Source organism: Spiroplasma endosymbiont of Panzeria rudis (assembly GCF_964019705.1).
GTDB classification, from domain to species: Bacteria; Bacillota_I; Bacilli_A; order Mycoplasmatales; family VBWQ01; genus Spiroplasma_E; species Spiroplasma_E ixodetis_A.
This window is the reverse complement of the sequence record NZ_OZ026460.1, coordinates 1,319,577-1,336,999: the sequence shown is the minus strand read 5'-3', so window position 1 is coordinate 1,336,999 and position 17,423 is coordinate 1,319,577. Positions and strand designations below refer to the sequence as shown.

The 17,423-nt window shown below is 24.2% G+C and carries 19 protein-coding genes and 1 pseudogene; 17 read left to right on the top strand and 3 right to left on the bottom strand.

Annotation, left to right across the window (positions count from 1 at the left end; all coding sequences use genetic code 4):
• Window positions 1-224: 224 nt before the first annotated feature.
• The 9 genes from AACK89_RS07435 to AACK89_RS07395 all read left to right on the top strand — a co-directional run bounded on the left by AACK89_RS07435 (window position 225) and on the right by AACK89_RS07395 (window position 8,932).
• A complete protein-coding gene (locus AACK89_RS07435; RefSeq protein ID WP_338975727.1) occupies window positions 225-575 on the top strand; it encodes a hypothetical protein in 351 nt (116 codons plus the stop codon).
• Between the two features lie 781 nt (window positions 576-1,356).
• Window positions 1,357-1,686 carry a 50S ribosomal protein L31 gene (gene rpmE / locus AACK89_RS07715; protein ID WP_422397324.1) on the top strand — a complete coding sequence of 110 codons (330 nt, stop codon included), beginning with the start codon at window positions 1,357-1,359 and terminating at the stop codon, window positions 1,684-1,686.
• Between the two features lie 177 nt (window positions 1,687-1,863).
• Window positions 1,864-3,834 (top strand): hypothetical protein, encoded by a 1,971-nt coding sequence (locus AACK89_RS07425; RefSeq protein WP_338978373.1) that lies wholly within the window; start codon window positions 1,864-1,866, stop codon window positions 3,832-3,834.
• A 14-nt stretch (window positions 3,835-3,848) separates the two neighbouring features.
• Window positions 3,849-4,874 carry a bifunctional oligoribonuclease/PAP phosphatase NrnA gene (locus AACK89_RS07420; RefSeq protein WP_338975730.1) on the top strand — a complete coding sequence of 342 codons (1,026 nt, stop codon included), beginning with the start codon at window positions 3,849-3,851 and terminating at the stop codon, window positions 4,872-4,874.
• A 24-nt stretch (window positions 4,875-4,898) separates the two neighbouring features.
• Entirely contained in the window at window positions 4,899-5,489 is a 591-nt protein-coding gene (locus AACK89_RS07415; RefSeq protein WP_281749194.1) for a thymidine kinase, read from the top strand.
• 15 nt (window positions 5,490-5,504) lie between these two features.
• Window positions 5,505-6,602 (top strand): peptide chain release factor 1, encoded by a 1,098-nt coding sequence (gene prfA / locus AACK89_RS07410; protein WP_338978370.1) that lies wholly within the window; start codon window positions 5,505-5,507, stop codon window positions 6,600-6,602.
• Window positions 6,603-6,619: 17 nt separating this feature from the next.
• A complete protein-coding gene (locus tag AACK89_RS07405) occupies window positions 6,620-7,021 on the top strand; it encodes a hypothetical protein (protein WP_252320576.1) in 402 nt (133 codons plus the stop codon).
• Window positions 7,022-7,047: 26 nt separating this feature from the next.
• The gene (gene prmC, locus AACK89_RS07400; RefSeq protein WP_338978368.1) at window positions 7,048-7,887 is read left to right on the top strand and encodes a peptide chain release factor N(5)-glutamine methyltransferase; all 840 of its coding nucleotides are present in this window, start codon (window positions 7,048-7,050) and stop codon (window positions 7,885-7,887) included.
• 688 nt (window positions 7,888-8,575) lie between these two features.
• Window positions 8,576-8,932 (top strand): hypothetical protein, encoded by a 357-nt coding sequence (locus AACK89_RS07395; protein WP_338978366.1) that lies wholly within the window; start codon window positions 8,576-8,578, stop codon window positions 8,930-8,932.
• 1,146 nt (window positions 8,933-10,078) lie between these two features.
• On the opposite strand, the gene AACK89_RS07390 is transcribed toward AACK89_RS07395, so the two are convergent.
• A complete protein-coding gene (locus AACK89_RS07390; RefSeq protein WP_338978364.1) occupies window positions 10,079-10,285 on the bottom strand; it encodes a hypothetical protein in 207 nt (68 codons plus the stop codon).
• A 30-nt stretch (window positions 10,286-10,315) separates the two neighbouring features.
• Window positions 10,316-11,415 (bottom strand): IS3 family transposase gene (locus AACK89_RS07385; RefSeq protein ID WP_338977768.1). Its coding sequence is split into 2 segments (ribosomal slippage): window positions 10,316-11,172 and window positions 11,172-11,415, totalling 1,101 coding nucleotides; the frame shifts between segments, so codons are not numbered across the junction.
• 234 nt (window positions 11,416-11,649) lie between these two features.
• Here AACK89_RS07385 and nusG point away from each other — a divergent pair.
• From nusG to AACK89_RS07350, 7 genes are all read left to right on the top strand, one after another.
• Complete coding sequence (gene nusG / locus AACK89_RS07380) at window positions 11,650-12,282, top strand: transcription termination/antitermination protein NusG (RefSeq protein ID WP_338978362.1); 633 nt, start codon at window positions 11,650-11,652, stop codon at window positions 12,280-12,282.
• A 194-nt stretch (window positions 12,283-12,476) separates the two neighbouring features.
• A complete protein-coding gene (gene rplK, locus AACK89_RS07375) occupies window positions 12,477-12,905 on the top strand; it encodes a 50S ribosomal protein L11 (protein ID WP_338979312.1) in 429 nt (142 codons plus the stop codon).
• A gap of 1 nt (window position 12,906) precedes the next feature.
• A complete protein-coding gene (rplA, locus tag AACK89_RS07370) occupies window positions 12,907-13,587 on the top strand; it encodes a 50S ribosomal protein L1 (RefSeq protein ID WP_338978360.1) in 681 nt (226 codons plus the stop codon).
• A gap of 178 nt (window positions 13,588-13,765) precedes the next feature.
• Complete coding sequence (locus tag AACK89_RS07365; RefSeq protein ID WP_338974398.1) at window positions 13,766-14,146, top strand: hypothetical protein; 381 nt, start codon at window positions 13,766-13,768, stop codon at window positions 14,144-14,146.
• Between the two features lie 19 nt (window positions 14,147-14,165).
• Window positions 14,166-14,531, top strand: coding sequence for a hypothetical protein (locus AACK89_RS07360; RefSeq protein ID WP_281748740.1), 366 nt, complete (start codon window positions 14,166-14,168; stop codon window positions 14,529-14,531).
• A gap of 139 nt (window positions 14,532-14,670) precedes the next feature.
• Window positions 14,671-15,666, top strand: a complete 996-nt coding sequence (locus AACK89_RS07355) for an alkaline phosphatase (protein ID WP_338978359.1) — start codon at window positions 14,671-14,673, stop codon at window positions 15,664-15,666.
• Window positions 15,666-15,800 carry a hypothetical protein gene (locus AACK89_RS07350; protein ID WP_338978357.1) on the top strand — a complete coding sequence of 45 codons (135 nt, stop codon included), beginning with the start codon at window positions 15,666-15,668 and terminating at the stop codon, window positions 15,798-15,800. The genes AACK89_RS07355 and AACK89_RS07350 overlap by 1 nt, the downstream gene beginning before the upstream one ends.
• Window positions 15,801-15,820: 20 nt before the next feature.
• Here AACK89_RS07350 and AACK89_RS07345 read toward each other — a convergent pair.
• Window positions 15,821-16,920 (bottom strand): IS3 family transposase gene (locus AACK89_RS07345; protein WP_338978355.1). Its coding sequence is split into 2 segments (ribosomal slippage): window positions 15,821-16,677 and window positions 16,677-16,920, totalling 1,101 coding nucleotides; the frame shifts between segments, so codons are not numbered across the junction.
• Window positions 16,921-16,997: 77 nt separating this feature from the next.
• Between AACK89_RS07345 and AACK89_RS07340 the strand changes: the two are divergent.
• Window positions 16,998-17,276, top strand: a pseudogene (locus AACK89_RS07340) (IS3 family transposase); the annotation flags it as partial.
• Window positions 17,277-17,423 lie beyond the last annotated feature (147 nt).

Genomic DNA, 17,423 nt, shown 5'->3' with positions numbered 1-17,423 from the left:
TGGCAAAGCTGTTATTATAGTTACACATAATGCTAATATTGGAGTTAGAACACTGCCATATTTAACAATTTACAGAGAATTAAATAAAAACCAAAATACTGAAAATAAGACATACTTAGGAAATTCATTTAAAGAAACTATGCATAATATTCAAAATGAAGAAACTGATTTTATTTGAGCAGATATTTGTGAAAAAATTTTAGAAGGTGGAGAGGAAGCATTTAATGACAGATCAAATTACTATGGAAAATAATTATCTTTATAAAATAGAGTTAAAAGATAAAGAAAATATTTTAATTGTAAAAAATTTAATTACAAATGAGGATATTAATTTATCTTTATTTAATGCTAATGAACAAGAAATATCAAATATTTTTGAAAATGTTACAAATAATTTATGAAATATAGAAGAAAAAGATTTAGAAAAAAGCGAAATAATTAATTTATCTTTAATTAAAGAAGATAAAGAAAATATAAATAATCAAATAGTTTTAACATTTGCAAATATATTTAATAGAGAAATTAAATTAATTAAAGAAGATATTTTAAAAATAAAAAAAGAATTATTAATTTAAAATTGTAACACCATATTCCCCACTTAGAGTTAAACTTTTAAGTGGGGTATTTTTTATTTACTTAGTAAAATTAATGTAGTATTAATTAATTTTTAAAAGCAGAATAGGAAATTGATATCAATACAAGAACAAATTAGTATTGTTTTTTATCACAAAAATTAGTTGATGTTTTTAAAAGAGCATTAGAAGATTTAAAGTTTGAATATGAAGATAAAGAAACATTCCATTCAAAATCAAAAAAAGGAAAATTAATAATATCTTTGGTGATTTTAACTTATAGCCATCAATCGATATAAACATTGAGATAAATATAAATATCGTTATGTTTATCTTTCTAATTTATCATTAGGTATTAAAAAATATCAAAGTAGTACTAATCATTTACAAATTAAAGTTTTATCTTTAATTACTGAAAGTAAATATTTTTTATTGTATTTAATTAACTGAAAAATGTATCAATTATGTAAATAATATTTTTTTATTCATATAAAAACAATTTTTAAGTTTTAGATTTCAATAGAATATATAATAGACTTGGTGCAAAACCTTTAATTTTAATAATTTAATGATTATTATCAATTAAAGGTTTTGCACCAAGTCTAATTTAAAAAAAATAAAATTCATGATATCTAGTTAATTGAATTAGAACACATTTTTACAACATAATCTACCAAAATAAAAACTCTATCCATCATTAATATTTATTTGCTTTTTTATATTGTTAATGATATTATTTTTAAGTACTTTTTATTAATAGTAATTTTATAAGTGAGGTGAAACCATGGCAAAAGCAAGCATCCATCCAGAGTATTTTCAAACTAAAGTAACATGTATAACATGTAGCAATAATTTTATAAGTGGTTCAACTAAGGGTAAAGAAATCCGTGTTGATACATGTTCAAGTTGTCATCCATTTTATACTGGAAAACAATCATTTGTTTCAGCAAAAGGAAGAGTTGAACGCTTTAATACAAAAGCAAGTAAACAAGTTGAAACAAAAACAAAAACTGTTGAAATAAACAAAGCAAAACCACAAAATACTAAAACTATTGTATTAGAAACAGCAAAAGATGTTCTAAAACTAACTGATACTAAACAAGTTAAAAAATAATTTTAATTAAACTAGAAACTAATCATAGTTTCTTTTTTTATACTCTAAAAATAAAATTATTTACAGACATATTTAACATTAATTAAGTTAAAATATTGTATGTATACAACCCAATAAATATAGAATATAATTTTAATAGTATATGAAATAAAAAACTTTAAGGTAGGGAATGGTTTTATGGAAAAATCATCTGATTTTAATAAATTGGTAATAAGTAAAGGTATTAGATATAATACTGAGCAAACTAGTAACTTTAATTTTAGTATTATTAATTTATCCGTTGAAAAAGCCGTAAAAGATTGAAGTTTTGAAGGAAAATATCCTAGTTGCTTGGCAATTTTTAGTAATGATGAAGATAATATTGAAAAATTAATTAATGCTCTAGCAGGTTCTTCTGCTATTATGGAGGGTAAAATTTTAATTGATGATATTGATGTTACTTATAATAGTATTGGTTTTGAACGAAAAATGGCTTATGTTAGTATGCATTTACAGAGTTGAAATAAATTATTTAGTATTCAACGTAACTTAGCAAGAACAGCAGTTACTAATAAACCTTTTTTACAAGAAATAAGTAATATTAATCAAAAAATTAAGACTGATATTGAAAACTTAAAAAATACAGGTTTAAATTTAGACAGTGGTTATTTTAAAGAAAAATTAATTAATATTATTAAAAATTTTATTAATGAGACACAAAGCACTCGTAATAATTTTATTAAAGAATATCAATATCAAATTAATCATTTTCATAAAAACTTTGCTCAAGAGAAATTTAATTTTGCTGGAAGTGAAAAATTAACAGATATTCTAATTAAAAAATTCACTGCCGAAGAAAAAAATATTATTGCAAATAATAACTTATTATTTTTACAATCTTTGCAAGATCGTATTTCTAGTTTGGAAAGTTTAGTGGGACCATGTTTTTGTGGATGTAATCCACCAAAAGAAAGAAAATGAGAGTTTCAACTACGAGAAATTAGTTTTGTTATTAAAGAAATAAATAATTATTTAAATAGAGAGATTAGTACTACTAGAAGTGAAATTAGAACTACATTAAAAACTTGTAACAATCATAATCAAAATTTTAATAGTGAACTTAATCATTTAGTTTCATATCAACAAATTAAATGTACTCGTAGTCAAATTGATCAAATTTTAGACCAGTGAATTGACTTAGCAGAAGTACAAAGAATTAAATTTAATATGAAACAAGATTTTGTGGCAATGCAACTTTTACCAGATGAAATGCATTTACTTTTAAAAAATATTAAAGATGAAATTAAAATCTATCATGATAAAATTTTAAAAAATCCACAGTTACAAGATAAAGAAACATATCAACAACAATTACAAACTTTATATTCACAGTTAATTGATGTCCGTGATTTAATTAGTGAAAATATTGTTATGATATTTAAACATTTAGATCTAAGTCATTTATTGTCACTACGTTTAACACAATTAACAATAGTAGAGCGACAAATAATAAAAATCATTCAACAATTAATTGTGCCTACTAAAATTTTAATTTTACATAACCCATTTGAACTTTTAAATGTTGATAATAAAGAACAATTAGCAAATTGAATTAAAAAATTACAAAAATTTTTGAAAATAATTATTATTTTTACAACTAATAATCAAGTTGATATTAATTTATTAGCAACTAATGTTACTGTTATTGAAAATGAAATAATTATTCAACAAGGAAATGTTAGTGAGATCACTGATAAACCATTATCTTTAAATTTATTAAAAGAAATAAATGAACAGCATATTAATATCGCAAAGGGAGAATGAAATGCTCATAATTTATATTTTTATAATGTAAATTTAGGTAAGTTTGGTGCTAAAACCGCTTCTACTATTGCTTTTAAATCAAATGCCATTTTGTTTAGTGCAAAGAAACCACGATTTACTTTTTTAAAAAATTCAATTATTATTAATGGTGTTATTAAAAATATTACTAAAGTTGATGATAAAAAAGCATATTTATTGGTTGAAACTACTAAATCAGAACAATTTGAAGTTTTAACTAATAATAATGATAATTTAGAAGTGGGAACTGTTGGTTGAATTAGTATTACTAAAAATTCAATTTTTGTTTTTGATGATGAAACAAAGCAATTAATTGGTACATGATAGAAAGGATATATAATATGAATAAGTTTAAAAAAGAAGCACAAGCAATTTATGAATTAATAAAAATTAGTAATCCAATTATTATTCATCGTCATATTAATCCTGATGGAGATGCTTTGGGTTCACAATGAGGATTAAAAAAAATTATTGAAGATAATTTTGAAAATAAAAAAGTACTTGTTCCAGGTGAAACAAATGAACATATGGCATCATTATTTCCACAACCAACTTTTGTTAAAAAAGAAGATTATGAAAATGCACTAGTAATAGTCACTGATACAGCTAATCGCGAACGAATTAGTGGCGAATTTTGAGAAGAAGGAAAAAAGATAATTAAAATTGATCATCATCCAATTGTTGATAAATATGGTGATATTGATTTAATTGAAGAAAAGGCTTCTGCTGCTTGCCAAGTAGTGGCAAAATGAGCACAAGTATTGAATTTAAAAGTTTCTGCTTTAGCAGCTAGAAATTTATTTCTTGGTTTAGTTACTGATTCTGGTAGATTTTTGTATCGCTCTGTTAATGAAGAAACTTTTCAGATTGCTAGTTTTTTAGTTAAACAAAATTTTAATTTATTAGACTTATATCAAAGTTTATATATTCAAAATTTAAAAATCGCAAGATTGAAAGGATATATATTATCAAATTTTAAAATTACTGATAATGGTGTTGCTTATATAATATTTAACGATAAAATAATTACTGACTTACAAACAAAAATTATTACTCAAAATAAAATATTAAATATTAAAGGTGAAGTTGTTTTAACTAGAGAAGATTTAACTAGCCAAGTTAATGTAATGTCAAATATTGATGGTATTAAAATTTGATTAATTGCTGCTTATGATCAAATGAATAGTAAAATCAAAGTTAGTGTTCGTAGTGCAAGATGAATAATTAATGATACTATTGCCAAGTTTGGTGGTGGTGGTCATCAGACAGCAGCTGGTGCATATTTACAAAATATTAATGAAGTTGAAAAATTGATTGATAGTTTAGATAAAATTGCTAGTAAATCACCAGAATTAACAAACAATTAAAATTAGAGATGGAGTTGGATATAAATGTATAGTCGTTATAATGAGGGATGAATTGAAGTAATTACTGGTTGTATGTTTGCTGGAAAAACCGAAGAGTTTATGCGACGTATAAATCGTTTACAGTATGCTAAACGCAAAGTGCTAGTTTTTAAACCCAAGGTTGATATTCGTTATGATGCTAAAAAAGTAGTAAGTCATAAAGGAGTATCTATCACAGCGATAGTAATTGATGATCCAATGCAAATATTAAAACATGTAGATAAAGAAATAGAAGCAGTTGCAATTGATGAAGTACAATTTTTTAAACCATCAATTATTGAAGTGATTAAAACATTAGCAAATCAAAATAAGCAAGTTATTGTTGCGGGTTTAGATCAAGATTTTCGTGGTGAACCATTTCCTGTTACTAAAGAATTATTAGCCTTAGCAGAATTTGTAACTAAATTAGATGCTGTTTGTGTAAAATGTGGTAAAGCAGCAACAAGGACACAACGTATTATTAATGGCCGAGAAGCTAGATATGATGATGAAATTATTTTAATTGGTGCGCAAGAACAATATGAAGCTCGATGTCGTAGTCATCATCGTGTCTTAACAAATAATCAGAATAGATAAATCAGGTGTGATATTATGAATGAAAAAACATTAGAACAGTTAATGCAACTTACTAAAAAATATAGTGAAATTGAAAAGCAGTTAGAAAATCCCGAATTAATTCCTCGTGATAAATACACTGAATTAACAAAAGAACATAGTAGATTAGAACCAATTATTGAACAATATTGAAAATATGAAAAAATTAACAAAGAAATTATTGAAGCAAAAAAGGCATTAGCAACCGAACAGGATCAAGAACTTTGTGAAATGCTTAAAATAGATATTAAAGCAAATGAAATAGAATTAGAAAAAGCAGAAAATGAATTAAAACTAACACTAATTCCTAAAGATATAAATGATGATAAAAATGTTATTATTGAAATCAGAGGAGCTGTTGGTGGTGATGAAGCAAATATTTTTGCTGGTGATTTATATCGTATGTATAGTAAGTATTGTGAAATTCAACGATGAAAAATTGAAACTATTGAGGCAAAGGAAGCAATAAATGGTGGATTTAGTTATATTGCTTTTATGGTTAAAGGTAAACATGTATTTGCTAAATTAAAGTTTGAAGCTGGTGGACATCGTGTTCAGAGAGTTCCAAAAACCGAATCACAAGGACGAGTTCATACTTCAATTGCAACGGTTGCTGTATTGCCAGAAGTTAATGAAGTTGAAATTAAAATAAATAATTCTGATTTAAGAATTGATACTTATCGTTCTAGTGGTGCTGGTGGTCAACATGTTAATACTACCGATTCAGCAATTAGAATTACTCATATTCCAATGGGTGTTGTTGTAACTTCACAGGACGGACGAAGTCAACATGATAATAAAGATAAAGCAATGCGGGTATTAAGAGCTAAACTTTATGAAAAAAAAGTTGAAGAAGAACAGGGAAAAATTGGTAATTTAAGAAAAACAGCTGTTGGTAGCGGTGATCGTTCAGAAAAAATTAGAACATACAATTATCCACAAAATAGAGTAACCGATCATCGGATTGGATTATCTTTATTAAAGTTAGATCGTATTATGGAAGGTAATATTGATGAAATTATTATTGCTTTAATTAGTAGTGAACAAAAAGAAAAATTAGAAAATATTTATGAAAATATTACAGTATTAAAGTAAAGAAGGAAGAAATTATTATGGATTTTAAGATTTTAGACTCTAGAACAAAAATTTTGTTTTTAATATCAGTTATTTTTTTATATGCGACATTAGGAACATTTATTACATTAACTTTTAGTAGTGGTATTATTCACATTTTATTTTTAGTTTTAACATTATGATTTGCTAGTGCATCTAGTTTAATTTTTCATTATTTATTATGAAAAAATTTAGAATTTTTACGAAATATTAATGGTAACAATATTAATAATTTTGGTTTTATTATTAGTATTTGTAGTTACATTATTCTTTTTCCAATTATTTGTTTATTAACAATTAGTTTTTTATTTATTTTTAGTATTATTGTTTTAATTCTCGTTGTTAATAATTTAATAAAAAAAACTTCAAGAAATAATAATTCATCTGTTAATTTTCAATAAAATATTTATTTTTGGAGTATAAATTAATGACTTATAGAGATTATCTTTTATTAGCAAAAAAAATTAATAAAAAAAATGAACAAATTAATAAGATAATTTTATTAAAGTTTATTAATAAAGATTTATCTTGATTATATGCAAATCTTAGTCAAACAATAGCAATAGATTTTTTAGAATCATATTTACAACTAGTTAAAAAATTTGTTGCTGGCTATCCTTTACAATATATTATTGGTTATCAATGATTTCTTGATCATAAGTTTGTTGTTGATAATAGAGTATTAATTCCTCGTAATGAAACTGAAGAACTAGTTAAAAATGTTTTTGTCTATGCACAAAACATTTTTAATAATGATAATTTAAAAGTATTAGATTTAGGAACAGGTAGTGGTGCTATTGCTATTAGTTTAGCGTTAAAGAAACCTAATTGAAATATAGTAGCAAGTGATATTAGCAAAGATGCATTAACTATTGCTAAGATTAATAATGATAATTTTAACCTAAAAAATATTAATTTTGTTGAAAGCGATATATTTACAAATCTTAAAAATCATAAATTTAATATTATTATTTCAAATCCGCCATATATTGATGAGACAGCGAATACTTTTTCAAAACATAATTTACAATATGAACCAAAATTAGCTTTATTTGCTGATCATAAAGGATTATATTTTTATGAAGTAATTTTTCAACAATGTAATGCAGTTTTAGAAAAATCTTTTTTATTAGCATTTGAATTTGGTTTTGATCAAAAAGAAGCACTAACTATTCTTATTAAAAAGTATTTACCACAATATAATTACAAATTTATTAAAGATATTAATAATAAATGAAGAATGCTATTTATTTGGCAAACATTATAACATATAAAAACAATTTAAGAACAATAATTTTGTCACTCAAAAGGTGACTATTTTATTTTTTGAAAAGGAAAATCTCATTTAATCTTTCAATTAGGATAACGGGGGCAGTTTTAATGTGGCGTATCATTGAAATATTAAAATATTTTCAGTATTCTTGTTCGGTTAATATAGCATTTCTAATCGAAAAATTTAATGTTACATTTCGAACTTTACAAAGAAATATTACTTTTATTAATACAATGTTAATAAAAATTAGTAATTGCAATATTTCCAGAAAGCAAGATTACTTTGTAATTAATGGTGACAATGAAATAGTAGCAATAAATACTTTGCTTACACAGTTTATCCACATATCCAATGAATATCCTTTTGTTAGAATGAGTAATTTGTTTTTAATATGTGTATGACAAAAAAAATATTTAAGTAGTGAGTGACTTATCAATATAAGTAACACAAATAAGTATAATTTAAAAAAAGACATTATTTACTTGAATAACTTTTTCTTTGAACAAAATTTAAGATTAAAATTAAAATTTGAACATAATAAAGGGTTTCAATTAGATGGTTATGAATGACATTTAAGATTTATAACCGCTATTATTATTATAAAACTTATTAGTAAAGATAAAAAAATCTCTTAACTAATGATAAAGTCCTAACCTATATATACAAAAAAATAGAAATTATAATGATCAATATCGGTTATAAAAAATATTATGATGATCAACTAATATGATTTTTAACAATTCATGTACGAAAAATTAAACTTAATTTTTTTCTTGAAAAAGATGAACAAATTGAATTTAATTTAAACTTAAGTATAAAAAGAGAAGTCGAACATTTTAGATTAATAATTGCTAAAGAGTTTGCTATTGAGTTTGATAAGTTTGAAACCAATTATTTTAATTTCATTTGTTTACTTAATATTAAAGTTGACAGTCAATTATTTCCAAATATAACTTCAGAAATTAGTAACATTACTCAAAAAATATTTTCTTTTATTACTTATGAATATCAGGTGTCTTTATATTCAAATTACTTTTAAAAGTAATTTGAATAGTTTTCTTAGTGATAATTGATTTAAATTACAATTTAATTATTATAGTGATATTGGTTTTGCCTTGGATGATACTTTTAAAATAGAAAGTGACTACCAATGAGGGCAACAACTCCTTTTTATTATAAATTCGCAATTAAAAAATAATTATTTTCCCAATCTTAATCTTTTACAAAATAAATTTTTAATAATTACTTTTCATAAAAGTTTTATAGCAAACGAGAACTGAAACATTCCCTTATATATATTCTTAATTGATGACTCCTATGCTAATAAAATTCAAATAACTTCATTTATAAAAGTAAATTTCCCTAATATTTTAATTATTTCCCTAAAAAATAACTTAAGTAATAATTTTAAACTTCATTTACTAAATCAAAAACCTTGTATATTAATTGAAAAGGTAAATATCTATAGTAATTATAATTTAGATAAATATAAGAATATTTCTGTTATTAATATTAATGAAAATTCATGAAATTATGAATTAGAAAAAAATATTAATGAAAAAATAAAACAAGTAATGTTAAAAAGAATTCAATATTCAATTGTGGTATTTAATTTTTATATCCAAGAAAAATTTTATAGTATTAAATCTATTTTGTGAGCATTTCAAAAAACATTTATCAAAAAATATAATTTAAATTTAGAATTTTTAGATATTGCTGAATGTTCTATAATTAAAAATCATATTTATGAAAAAATATTATTAATAAATCAATTACTACCTATTCCTAATTACGAGTTCCCTATTATCCTTTTATATATAAAAAACCCTTTGATATTTCAAAACAAATTTAAAATTCATTTTATTTTCATTTTATTTACTAATAAAAACAATACTCAAAATTATAATTGAATCAATTTGTGAATTTCTTTATTTAAGAAAATGATTAATACTAATATTAAAAGTATTAGTCATATATATAAAATAATACAATCAATCATGACAATTTAATGTTAATTTCCCTTACATTTTTATATAAAAAACATCTTTGACGATAAGTTTAAAGATGTTTTTTATATAAAATTAATAGTATAAATAAAAAACAAATATGAAATCATTTATTTTTAATAAATTTAATAATGATCATTTAGTTAAATAATCATCAGAAAGATAAATCTTAACTTTCATTATATTTTTGGTAAATAAGAATTAAATTTAATATAATCTATTTCTGCATCTTTAAATTGAGTTTCTAATTTTATAATTTCTTTTTTTATAGTACTATCTAATTCTTTATTGGGAAAAATCATTTTTGTAAAATCATTATTATTAAATTTTTTATCAATTGTTTTTTCAATGATATTTTGAATACAAATTGTTTCTTGGAATGGCAACCCTTTTTAGGACTATTTTTTGGTAGACATTTATTTTTGATAATTAACTGGAGTTAAGTAGTTTAAAGTGCTGTGAATTCTTATGTTGTTATATCAGTTGATGTAATCAAATAATTCTAATTTTAATTGGATTAATGATGTAAAATTTTTATCATTAATAAATTCAATTTTGAAAGTTTTAAAAGTTGCTTCAGCAACAGCGTTATCATAAGGACAACCTTTTTTGCTTAAAGAGCGATTAATATTGAATGCTAGTAAAAGTTTATCAATAATTTTATTATTAAATTCATTACCGCGATCACTATGAAATATTTGAATATCTTTTAAACAACGATTTGAGTGCATAAATGCTTGATGTACTAATGATGCATCTTTTTTAGTACCTACACTATGTCCAATAATTTCGCGGTTAAATAGGTCAATTAATAGGCAAATATAGTTTCATTTACCATTAACTTGAACATAAGTTAAATCACTAACAATAACTTCATTTTTAAGCCTATTATTAAAGTTTCTATTAACGATATTGGTTATTTGACTATCGTTGACTTTATTATGATGATTTTTGAATGATAATTTAGTGTATTTTGATATTAAATTATGTTTATTCATAATTTCTTTAATTTTTCTGCGTGACAAATAAATATTCTTTTCTTTTAGAACAACTTTTAATCTTCTTGTTCCATAAACTTCTTTATTTTCTTTAAAAGCACTAATAACAGCTTCATCATAAATATTATTTTGTTTTTTTTCTTTTTCCTTTAAATTAAAATAATATGTTGATTTAGAAAGTTTTAAAAAACGACACATTGTGCGAATTTTATATTTAACTTTATTTTTAGCAATAATTTCTATTTTCTGCCTATTATTAGTGCTGCTTGCTTTAAAATATCATTTTCCATTCGTAACTGTTTTAATTCTTTTCTTAATTTAATTAATTCATTTTCTTCAATAGAACGATTATCTTTAGTTTTAAAACTGCCTGAATTAGTAAATTGCTTAATTCAATTATAAGTAGCTGCTCTTGTAACATTGTACTCTTTAGCAAGACAAGACACTGACTTACCGCTTTGATATAAAGCTACTATTTGTTTTTTAAATTCATCGGTATATGAGTTAATATTGGCCATAATTATAGTTCCTTTCTTTTAACTAATTTGTTCACTTGTCTACGTAATTAGTGTCCAATAAAGTGTAACCTATCCAAAGAACTCGTTGAACACCAAGAAAACAATTAAATAATAAATTTATTACAACAGTATTATTTATTGCTGTCTTAGCACTATTCTTTTATGGAATTGAGCAGTTATTACTATTTGTATTACCTTTATTAAAAATAATGTAAAAAATGGAGATGCCAAAAAATGAGCGAAAGAATAAAAAAAGAAACCCCTTTAGTGAAAACTACATCATTAGAAGAAACACATAAACATCGAATTGAGCAAGCACAATGATATATTGTTAATTGTAACAAAGGTCATGAAGATAAAGTTGCTGCTGATTTGAAAAATAAAATTGAAAAAAAATTAAATTTAAAAGATAATATTTTTCAAGTTAGGGTTGTTAAAGAAGCAATACCAGATAAAGATAAAAAAATAACTGAAAAAAATATTTTTCCTGGTTATATTTTTGTTCATATGATTTTAACCGAAGATACTTGATATGATATTCGTAATACAACAGGGATTAATGGTTTTATTGGTTCTAGTGGTAAAGGTGTACCACCGACTCCACTTTCTACTAAAGAAGTTAATGAAATGTTATATCGTAATTCTAAAAATTCATCACAACCTAAAGTTAAAGAGACAAAAAAAAATATTCGTGATTTTGAGTTAAATGATTTTGTTCATATTACTTCTGGTGCTTTACAAGGCCGAGAAGGACAAGTTATTAAATTAGATGAAGATAAGGGTATTGCAACAGTTTCTGTTGATATGTTTGGTCGTCAAACCGAAATTAAAGTAGAATATGATAGTTGTAAAAAAATTAAAGTTTAGTTTAAATTATTTAATTTTTATGTAAAATAAAATTAAAATATATTTGACTACTAATTATAATGATGTTTTTTTTGTAAAGTACTATTTATATATATAAATAGACTTTAATTATGTTTAAACTTGTGGAAGATTTATTCGTTTGGACCACAGTGAGAATCCATTTAGGAGGAGTTGCTCATGGCAGATAAAAAAATATTAATCGTGAAGGTATTATTCAATTACCAGCTGGTAGTGCCAAACCAGGTGCTAGTTTAGCATCATTCGGTATTGATATGCCACGTTTTTGTAGAGAATTTAACGATAAAACCAAAGATCAAAAAGATGATGTTAATCCAGTTCCAATTCCAGTTTTTATTACAGCATATAAAGATAAAACTTTTGACTTTAAAATAAAAACTGCACCAACAACATTTCTTTTAAAAAGAGCATTGAAACTTGCAAAAGGTTCATCAAATGCTAAATTAACAAAAGTAGGAACACTTACTATTGCTCAAATCACAGAAATTGCTCAAATTAAATTACCTGATTTAAATGCTTATTCTTTAGAAGATGCAATTAAAATTGTTGCAGGAACAGCCAAGAATATGGGTATTACTGTTGAAGATGGAAAGCAAGGTGTTTAATATGAATAGAAGTAAAAGATATCTTGCAGTTGCAAAATTAGTTGATAACACTAAAGTTTATCCAATTGATCGTGCTTTAGAATTAGCTAAACAAACTTCATCATTAAAATTTGATGCAACAGTTGAAGCAGCATTTCGTTTAAATGTTGATCCAAGACATGCTGATCAAATGTTACGTGGTTCTATTGTTTTACCAGCAGGGACCGGAAAAACACAACGTGTTTTAGTAATAACTACTACTAAACAAAAAGAGGCAATGGAAAGTCAAGCTGATTTTGTTGGTGGTAAGGAAATGATTGAAAAAATTCAAAAAGGTTGATTTGATTTTGATGTTATTATTGCAACACCCGAAATGATGGGTGAATTAGGAAAAATTGGTAGAGTATTAGGACCAAAAGGCTTAATGCCTACAGCAAAACTAGGAACAGTAACAATGGATGTTCAAAAAGCAATAGCTGATATTCGTAAAGGTAAAGTTGAATATCGTGTTGATAAACAAGGTAATATTCATGTTATTCTTGGTAAAGTATCATTTGCACAAGAAGGGTTAAAAGATAATTATTTAGCAATTCTTAACACTTTAAGAAAAGTTAAACCCACAGCAGTTAAGGGTGCTTATATTAAAAATATAAGTATTACTACAGCAATGGGCCCTGGTATTAAAGTATTAATTGAAGAATAATATAATAATATAGAAAAAATCATTAGTAAAAGTACTAATGATTTTTTTATGTTTTTATTCATAATTTTTTTAATATTTAAAAAAATTTTACGCTATAATTTATTTATTGTGATAATACCAATTAATACATTATTTTGGTAAAACAATAAAATAATTAGGTAGTAAAGGAGAAACCTTAATGAAAAATCTTATAAATCTTTTTAAGAAACAAAATTGAGGAATAAAAATTGGCTTTGCCTCACTGGTAATTAGTTTGCTCTGTTTAGCATTAGGACTAATTTTAATTGCAACAGCCAATTTTAAAGCCCCAAGTGGAGGAAGTTCACAATATGCCGGAAATGGCTTTCATGCTATTTCTGTATGAGGACTTGATAGTTTTCTAAGCAAAGCTGGCTATGATCAAATGTGAACAGATGCTACTAGTGATAAACTTTTAACTTATCCTCTTGCGCAAGTAGTTGTCGGAATTGTATTTACAGTAATTTTAACTGCTATCTTTCTTGGTGTTAGTGTTTTATCTTTAATATTTGGTTATTTTAAACGTTGATTATATTCTTAGTGTTTAGTAAGTGTTAAATATGGATAAAAATGTAGAATATAAAAAAGTTACATCTTGGGATTGAAAGCAAAAACTAGGATTATTCTTATGTATTTTAACTTTGCTTTTTCTAATAATTAGTTTAATACTATTTGGAACAGCTATTTTTAATGATCACTATAATAATTTTCTTGGTAACGGTTTTTGAAGTTTAAAACACTATGGTATTATTAATTTGTTTTATAATTGAGATCAACTAGATATAGAAGCGGCTAAAAATACTTATGTTTCTCATCCTTTTGAACAAGTTTATTTTGCAATTATTTTTTTAATCATTATTGTACCAATATGTTTTGTTCTTGGAGTTAGTTTATTAGTTAGAGGATGATGAAAGTCAAGAATTTAATATATAATTACTTCATAAATTTATTTATAGTAAAATTTAATAATCATTATTTCATTAAAAAGGGTGTATTATGATGTTTAATTCTAAAAAAATAATTGTTTTTTTACTAATAAATATTGTGTGAGTAGTAGTTTGGATTATGATAACTATTAGTTACGATAGTTATCGCGATCCAATTTTAAATTATGTACCACATAGTAACGATTATTTAACAAATGAACCAACTAATCAATTGGTTCCTAAAGCAAAAAAACCTAAACATGTAGTTATGGTGGGTATTGACGGTATGGCCAGTTATGCATTAAAAAGTGGTTATAGTCCAAATATGAACTATTTAATGCATCATGGTGCATATACATTGGAAGCACGTGATGTTTTACCAACTTCTTCTGCTGCAAATTGAGCAAGTGTTATGTTTGCTACAGATCCTATTAAGCATGGTGTTGTTGATCAAGATTTGTGGAATATTCATCATACTGTTCATGCTGAAGTAAAAGCTGATCAAGTAAGTATTTTTAGTTCTATTATTGATAAGTATGGTCCTTCAAAAAATTTATTTGGTTATGCTAGTGAAGGTGAAATGATTGCTAATTTTCAGCCCAAAGGGCAAGAAAATATAAAAAATTTAATTAGTAATAATGGTAATTATTGTGCAACAGAAAATGATAAACAAACTTTTGAAAATACGAAAAATGTATTAATTAATAAACCTTTATTTTCATTTTTTTATTATGTTAATCCTGATTTAGCAGGTCATTCACGTGAATGAAATAGTGAAGAATATTATCAAGCAATTAGTCAGACTGATAAATATATTGGAGGTATTATTGAAAATTTAAAAGATTTAGAAATGTGAGAAGATACCTTATTAATTATTAGTTCTGATCATGGAGGTGTTTCACAATATCATGGTCATTCTTCTGATGCTGAACAAAAAATTCCTTTGCTTTTTGCAGGAAATTGTATTCCAAAATACGGAATTATTCCAGATAAAATTAAAATTTATGATATTCCAGCTACTATTGCTTCATTATTAGATATTAATTCACGACCAATAATTTGAGATGGTCAGCCAATTTTAACACCTTTTTTTGATATGACAAATATGTATGATCATAGTGAGGAGTTTAAGTAATGGATATTATCAATTTTAAACAAATTAACTTTCGAGATAATGGCATTAGATTACTTATTGTGCTTGCTACTATTTTTATTGTTTGAAATAATGTACAAAATGTTACTTTAAATTGGAATGGCAACCCTTTTTAGGACTATTTTTTGGTAGACATTTATTTTTGATAATTAACTGGAGTTAAGTAGTTTAAAGTGCTGTGAATTCTTATGTTGTTATATCAGTTGATGTAATCAAATAATTCTAATTTTAATTGGATTAATGATGTAAAATTTTTATCATTAATAAATTCAATTTTGAAAGTTTTAAAAGTTGCTTCAGCAACAGCGTTATCATAAGGACAACCTTTTTTGCTTAAAGAGCGATTAATATTGAATGCTAGTAAAAGTTTATCAATAATTTTATTATTAAATTCATTACCGCGATCACTATGAAATATTTGAATATCTTTTAAACAACGATTTGAGTGCATAAATGCTTGATGTACTAATGATGCATCTTTTTTAGTACCTACACTATGTCCAATAATTTCGCGGTTAAATAGGTCAATTAATAGGCAAATATAGTTTCATTTACCATTAACTTGAACATAAGTTAAATCACTAACAATAACTTCATTTTTAAGCCTATTATTAAAGTTTCTATTAACGATATTGGTTATTTGACTATCGTTGACTTTATTATGATGATTTTTGAATGATAATTTAGTGTATTTTGATATTAAATTATGTTTATTCATAATTTCTTTAATTTTTCTGCATGACAAATAAATATTCTTTTCTTTTAGAACAACTTTTAATCTTCTTGTTCCATAAACTTCTTTATTTTCTTTAAAAGCACTAATAACAGCTTCATCATAAATATTATTTTGTTTTTTTTCTTTTTCCTTTAAATTAAAATAATATGTTGATTTAGAAAGTTTTAAAAAACGACACATTGTGCGAATTTTATATTTAACTTTATTTTTAGCAATAATTTCTATTTTCTGCCTATTATTAGTGCTGCTTGCTTTAAAATATCATTTTCCATTCGTAACTGTTTTAATTCTTTTCTTAATTTAATTAATTCATTTTCTTCAATAGAACGATTATCTTTAGTTTTAAAACTGCCTGAATTAGTAAATTGCTTAATTCAATTATAAGTAGCTGCTCTTGTAACATTGTACTCTTTAGCAAGACAAGACACTGACTTACCGCTTTGATATAAAGCTACTATTTGTTTTTTAAATTCATCGGTATATGAGTTAATATTGGCCATAATTATAGTTCCTTTCTTTTAACTAATTTGTTCACTTGTCTACGTAATTAGTGTCCAATAAAGTGTAACCTATCCAATTTCATAGTGATCGCGGTAATGAATTTAATAATAAAATTATTGATAAACTTTTACTAGCATTCAATATTAATCGCTCTTTAAGCAAAAAAGGTTGTCCTTATGATAACGCTGTTGCTGAAGCAACTTTTAAAACTTTCAAAATTGAATTTATTAATGATAAAAATTTTACATCATTAATCCAATTAAAATTAGAATTATTTGATTACATCAACTGATATAACAACATAAGAATTCACAGCACTTTAAACTACTTAACTCCAGTTAATTATCAAAAATAAATGTCTACCAAAAAATAGTCCTAAAAAGGGTTGCCATTCCAAATTTGCTAAACATGTAATTAATAACTATTATCAACAAGTTGGTATGGTTTATGTTATTATTACTCCTGATTTTCATACAGGAACTAAGTGAAAAACTAATAAAAT